Genomic DNA, 6584 nt, shown 5'->3' with positions numbered 1-6584 from the left:
AATCGGTTCCCTAACCGAAACATTTGATACGATTGAAATGGCAAAACGCGCAGGCTATACTTGCGTAATTTCTCATCGTTCCGGTGAAACAGAAGATTCCACGATTGCGGATATTGCAGTAGCAGTAAATGCTGGTCAAATTAAAACAGGCGCACCTACCCGTTCAGACCGTGTTGCCAAATACAATCAATTGCTTCGTATTGAAGAAGAATTGAGTACGATTTCCCAGTACAAAGGCCGTAAAGTATTCTATAATTTAAAGTAATCGTTATTAAAAAATAAACACCGAACAGTCAGCAGCCTGCACTGCTGTCTGTTCGGTGCTTTTGTATTTACGATAGAAATCATATGATGGGTAGGAAATTTTTTTGGTAAAAAAAGCAAATACGTTTCAAAATGTTTTGTTATGTGGTATAGGCAAGGCGATTTTTGTCTATAATGGGAGAAGTAGCAGTAAATGTATTCAAAATACTGGAGATTTAAATAATAAGTGGTTAAAACATTGTCAATTTGATTTTGAGTATGTTACAATAAAATTACTAGACGTGTTAGGGGGTTATAATTACATTGGTTACATTTTTAATGATTTTAGAAGCCATTGTGTGTATCGCATTGATTGCTGTTGTTGTGTTGCAGTCAGGTAAAGGGGGAGGACTAGCAGGTTCAATCGGCGGCGGAGCTGATAGTGTGCTCGGAGGCGGCCAGAAAAAAGGATTGGATGCAGCCTTATCCAAAATTACCATGTTCCTTGGAGGGGTATTTGCTGTTATCACTTTAATCTTAGTAAAACTGATGCACTAAACATTTAGACAAGACTAGATATGCGACAATTTATAAAACAAGTAATGCAGTACAATTAGAGTATGTAGAAGCATATGTCCAACCATTTAGCACCGGACCTTAGTGACGAAGAAATTTGTTTAATATAGGGAGGATTTGTTATAATGGACTTATTGTATATTGCTCCACTGGCCGGAATAGTAGCATTACTATTTGCGGCATATTTTATGAATAGCGTGCTTAGTGAAAGTTCTGGTAATGAAAGAATGAAGGAGTTGTCCCAAGCTATTTTCGAAGGGGCAATGGCCTATCTCAATCGACAGTATAAGACGCTAATACCTTTTACTGTCATTATTTTTGCCGTTTTGTTTTTTGTTGATGGTTATAAATTAGCTATATCCTTTTTAGTAGGAGCTGTATTTTCAGCAGTTGCCGGTTATGTAGGAATGACTTCAACAACCAAGGCCAACGCAAGGACCACAGAAGCTGCTCGACATAGTCTCAATAAAGCATTGAGCGTTTCATTTAGAGCAGGAGCAGTAATGGGTCTGTCTGTTGTAGGTCTTGGTTTATTAGGCGTATCAGTACTTTACATAATTTTCGGCGATCCTGTGGTGATCAATAGCTTTGCTTTTGGTGCCAGTGCTATTGCATTCTTTGCTCGTATTGGCGGTGGTATTTTTACCAAAGCAGCAGATGTAGGAGCGGATTTAGTGGGTAAAGTGGAAGCCGGTATTCCAGAAGATGATCCTCGAAATCCTGCTGTTATTGCTGATAATGTAGGCGACAATGTAGGTGATACAGCAGGTATGGGAGCCGATTTATTTGAATCCTATGGTGCTACAGCAATTGCTGCTATGTTAATCGGAAACACCTTATATGGTGTGAATGGAGTATTATTTCCTTTATTAATTGGTGCAGCTGGTATCTTTGGTGCTATTGTTAGTATATTTTTAGTGCGGACAGGCGAGGATGGAGATCCTCAGGCAGCTCTGAATCGCGGGCTATGGAGCACCAATTTCCTGACAGCAATTATGGCTTATGTTCTATCTACTATGATCTTTGGTGACAAAGGTTTTGGTATATTTATCGCTATTGTAGCAGGCTTAGTAGTCAATGTACTGGTGGGGATGATTACCGAATATTATACTTCCAGTGCCAAAGCACCGACGCAGCATATTGCTGATGCTTGCCAGACAGGGGCTGCAACGAATATTATTGCAGGTATTGCCACTGGTCTTAGGAGTACTGGTCTTCCTATGATTGTATTTTCTGCAGCAATTTGGGTAGCTTTTAATCAGGCTGGGATTTATGGCATCGCAATGGCGGCTATGGGAATGTTGTGCACGGCAGGTATGGTTGTTGCTGTAGATTCTTTTGGTCCAGTTGCTGATAATGCAGGCGGTATTGCTGAAATGGCAGAACTGGGACCAGAGGTGCGCAAAACGACTGATAAACTTGATGCTGTAGGTAATACTACCGCTGCTATTGCTAAAGGCTTTGCTATTGGTTCGGCGGCCTTAACGGCACTGGCTCTTTTCACGGCTTTTGGTGAAGAGGTTGCTAAGAATCCTAAATTATCCGGATTATTGGTAAATGGTCATTTGGTTATCAATTTAACAGAACCTACTGTTATCATTGGGCTTTTCCTTGGTGCAACTCTACCTTTCTTAGTGTGTGCAATGACTATGGAAGCAGTAGGGAAGGCAGCATTTGAGATGATCGAAGAGGTTCGTCGTCAGTTTAGAGAAATCCCCGGAATTATGGAGGGCACTGGCCGTCCTGATTATGCGGCTTGTGTGGATATTAGTACAAAAGCTGCTCTTCGTGAGATGCTCCTTCCAGGTGTTTTTGCAGTAGGAATGCCGTTAGTAGTTGGTTTTCTTATGGGAGCTAAAGCGCTTGCTGGTTTTTTAGCTGGAGCAACAGCAACTGGAGTGTTGTTGGCATTGTTTATGTCTAATGCTGGTGGTGCATGGGATAATGCCAAAAAATATATTGAAACAGGGAAATATGGGGGGAAGGGCACGCCGGCCCATGCTGCTGCTGTTATTGGTGACACGGTAGGCGACCCCTTTAAGGATACCTCCGGACCGGCTATGAATCCGCTAATTAAAGTAGCAGGCACGATATCGTTAATTATTGCGCCCTTATTATTATCATAGATTGCAAGGTCATTCATTCTAAAGGATGAATGACCTTTTTCACGTAATGCAAAACATAAAATCTGCTATTACTATGCGAATGCCAAGATATCTGCCTGATTTTTAAAGATTTTGCAGAACTAATGTGCTATTTATCGGAAAGTATATTGACAGGGAAATAATGTCTTTGCTATAATGACGTTGAATTACAAAAAAACATTTTCGATGAGTAGGGATAGTACATATAGCAAGAGGTTTACAGCGAGCCAATGACAGTGGGAGTTTGGCAATGCTCGGCATATGGAATGGGCCTAGGAGATACAGTCCGATCCTTTTTAGGGGTAGACGCTGTCGGAAGTTTCCACCGTTAGCAGGAAATGAGTATACAAGATACATTTTGTATCGGAGTACTATGAAATGTGGCTGTGTATACAGCTAGGGTGGTATAGCGAAATAACCTTTCGTCCTAATATGGGACGAAAGGTTTTTTTAGTTGTAAATTTATTAAAGGAAAAGGGGATACGTAGATGAATGAAACCAGAAAGCATATTTTAGCGGAAAGTGAAATTCCCAGACAGTGGTATAATATTCAGGCGGATATGCCTAATAAATTAGCGCCATCATTACATCCTGGTACAAAGCAGCCTATTACTGCCGAAGATTTGTCATCCATTTTTCCATTAGAATTGATTAAGCAAGAAGTAAGCCAAGAACGGTGGATTGACATTCCGGATGAAGTCATGGAAAAATATCGTATCTGGCGTCCGACTCCTTTAATACGTGCCGTTGCTTTGGAGAGAGCCTTAGATACACCTGCAAAAATCTATTACAAATATGAAGGGACCAGTCCCGCTGGCAGCCACAAAGTAAATACTGCTATACCTCAAGCATATTACAATAAAATAGCTGGAATTAAAAATCTGACAACAGAGACCGGTGCTGGCCAATGGGGAAGCTCATTAAGCTTAGCTTGCAGTTTTTATGACATGGCGTGTACTGTCTACATGGTGAAGGTCAGCTATCAGCAAAAACCGTACAGACGCTCTTTTATGCAAATCTATGGAGCAGACGTAATTCCCAGCCCATCAGAGAAGACAGAAGCTGGGAGAAATTTGTTAGCAATTGATCCAAATTCCAATGGCAGTCTAGGGATTGCCATATCAGAAGCCGTAGAAGTCGCCATGTCTAATCGTGACACCAATTATGCCCTTGGAAGTGTGATGAATCATGTCATATTGCATCAGACCATTATTGGGTTGGAAGTAAAAAAGCAATTAGAGAAAATCGGAGATTATCCTGATGTAGTAGTAGGTGCCTGTGGTGGGGGGAGTAATTTTTCTGGGATTGCGTTTCCTTTTTTACAAGATAAATTTATGGGTACAAAGGTGAGGGCTGTGGCTGTGGAGCCTACAGCTTGCCCTACACTAACTCGCGGCGTTTTTGCTTATGACTATGGTGATTTAGGAAAACTTACTCCTCTCAGCAAAATGTATACCTTGGGAAGTAGTTTTATGCCATCGGGTATTCATGCTGGCGGACTGCGTTATCATGGTGAATCACCATTGGTGAGTCAGCTTTACCATGATGGTTTTATAGAGGCGCAAGCTTTTAATCAGCGAGAAACTTTTGAAGCTGCCATTTTATTTTCCAAGACAGAGGGGATTGTACCTGCACCAGAAGCAGCGCATGCTATTCGAGGTGCTATCGTTGAAGCTCTTAAAGCAAAAGAGTCAGGTGAAAGTAAGACGATATTATTTTGTTTATCTGGACATGGTCATTTTGACATGGGAGCTTATGATCAATACTTGGCTGGCAATCTGGTAGATGTGCGCTGCGACGAGGAAGAAATTCAGCGAAACATCGCTAAGCTGCCACAGATATAAAATCAGAAGGCATAAAAGGTAAGGTCGCAGATTCAGATGGATCTGTGACCTTACCTTTTATGAAGGAAGCTAATCTTGAGCTACCTTGAGCCGATTATAGTTGTTATTTAATAGCCGTTTACAACAACCTCTAATTCTCCAGTATGTGGATTAAACATGAGTCCGTGAATCGGTACGTCTTTGGGAATGAGGGGATTTTTTCGGATTTTGTCAACGACTTCTTTTACATTATTAATCGGATTATGAAAATGGTCCAGCCAATCTTCCAATTCCTTTTCGACCATTTTGATCGCATCAGGCGATATTCCTCGCTTGATCATTTTTTCAGTCAGACTCTGAGATGTTGTGTGAGATACCCCGCAGTCTAGGTGGCCTATGACTAGCACTTCTTTTACATCCAATTCAAAAATACCAACAATTAGACTACGGATTGTGGCTTCGAAAGGACCAGTAACAGAGTTGCCTGCATTCTTTATTACTTTAGCTTCACCACGCTTGATTCCCATTGCTGGTTCTAAAAAGTCTACCAGTCTAGTATCCATACAGGTAAAAATAGCTAATTGGCGTTTAGGCATTTTGCTGGGCTCAGAAAAAAAGTGCACAAACTGATCTGATAAATTCTTAGTAAAAGCTTGATTTGCAACTAATACTTGCTCTAAAACCTGCATCATGATTCCTTCCTTCTCTAAAAATACTTGTCGTATATTTATATGTTAACTCAATTTAAATTATTATTGCAAAAATAAATGGCAATAATAAAAACACCAGCTATATGTATCTGCATTTTATATAAGATATTATGAAGAATATAACGATTTTTCACTTCGACGAGGAGGTATTTTTATCCTGCTGTAATGGGAATACGCCGAATAATCCGACTATAAGGAAACGAAAAATATTTAATCTTATAATCTGGAATATAACTAAGTTTTCTTTCTGGCAGGTAGAATTTTAATTCTATAAAATGGTATAATTGTAATAATAGCAATAACTTTGGGGAGGTTTGCTTTTGACAATAATGGAGGGAGCAGAACCATTTTTTTTACTCGGCGGTGAAAAAGGCGTTTTATTGTTACATGGTTTTACCGGTTCACCTGCTGAGATGCGCTTGCTTGGTGAAAAATTGCATCAGGAAGGCTATACTGTTTTTGCACCGAGACTTAGTGGACATGGAACAACAGTGGAAGAATTAGCAAAAACAAAATGGCCTCAATGGTATAGCGGAGTTGAAGATGGGTATCATATAGTAAGATCAGTATGTAAGGAAATCTCTGTCGTAGGACTATCCATGGGAGGATTATTGGCCTTAAAACTGGCAGCGGAATATCCTGTCAATAAGGCTGTATCGCTTAGTACTCCTATTTACATTGCTGATAAACGCTTGGACATGCTGCCTCTGTACCGTGTATTATATCAATTTGTTCCGAAGAAACGAAAATCTTTTGCGGGTATTGGCTCACAGTATTGTGTAGGTTATAATGCTACCCCTCTTAGCAGCCTAAGCAGTTTGCTGAATTTAATTGAAGATGTGGATGCGCGTTTGCCTAAAATAAATACGCCTTTATTAGTAGTACAAGCTCGATTTGAACATACGGTACAGCCAAGAAGCGCGACTTATATTTTTGAACATGTGGGCAGTGCAGAAAAAAGACTAGTTTGGCTGGAGAAATCTGGTCATATTGTCACTCTTGATATAGAACGTGAACAGGTATTTGAGGAGATAATTGATTTTCTACAGAATGAAAAAATAATGACATAATGCATCTCTAGGTTTACT

Annotated in this window: 5 protein-coding genes and 1 pseudogene; 5 read left to right on the top strand and 1 reads right to left on the bottom strand. The window is 40.2% G+C overall.

The genetic code is table 11. The annotated features are described in order from the left end of the window. The 4 genes and pseudogenes from eno to BMZ99_RS04830 all read left to right on the top strand — a co-directional run. Nucleotides 1-265: pseudogene (gene eno, locus BMZ99_RS04845) on the top strand (phosphopyruvate hydratase); the annotation flags it as partial. 302 nt (nt 266-567) lie between these two features. Further along, complete coding sequence (gene secG, locus BMZ99_RS04840; protein ID WP_090933481.1) at nt 568-801, top strand: preprotein translocase subunit SecG; 234 nt, start codon at nt 568-570, stop codon at nt 799-801. Nucleotides 802-944: 143 nt separating this feature from the next. Next, entirely contained in the window at nt 945-2945 is a 2001-nt protein-coding gene (locus BMZ99_RS04835) for a sodium-translocating pyrophosphatase (protein WP_090933479.1), read from the top strand. A 506-nt stretch (nt 2946-3451) separates the two neighbouring features. Beyond that, the gene (locus BMZ99_RS04830; RefSeq protein ID WP_090933477.1) at nt 3452-4807 is read left to right on the top strand and encodes a TrpB-like pyridoxal phosphate-dependent enzyme; all 1356 of its coding nucleotides are present in this window, start codon (nt 3452-3454) and stop codon (nt 4805-4807) included. Between the two features lie 107 nt (nt 4808-4914). Here BMZ99_RS04830 and BMZ99_RS04825 read toward each other — a convergent pair whose 3' ends face one another. Further along, nucleotides 4915-5475 carry a beta-class carbonic anhydrase gene (locus tag BMZ99_RS04825; protein ID WP_090933498.1) on the bottom strand — a complete coding sequence of 187 codons (561 nt, stop codon included), beginning with the start codon at nt 5473-5475 and terminating at the stop codon, nt 4915-4917. Between the two features lie 341 nt (nt 5476-5816). On the opposite strand from BMZ99_RS04825, the gene BMZ99_RS04820 reads away from it, so the two are divergent. Then, nucleotides 5817-6566: an alpha/beta hydrolase gene (locus BMZ99_RS04820; protein WP_139214739.1), complete on the top strand. Its 750-nt coding sequence runs from the start codon at nt 5817-5819 to the stop codon at nt 6564-6566. The last annotated feature ends 18 nt before the right edge of the window (nt 6567-6584 follow it).

The sequence above is a fragment of the Pelosinus propionicus DSM 13327 genome (assembly GCF_900114615.1).
Classification (GTDB): Bacteria; Bacillota; Negativicutes; order DSM-13327; family DSM-13327; genus Pelosinus; species Pelosinus propionicus.
Note: the sequence above shows the minus strand (reverse complement) of the source record. Positions and strands in the feature narration are given on the sequence as shown.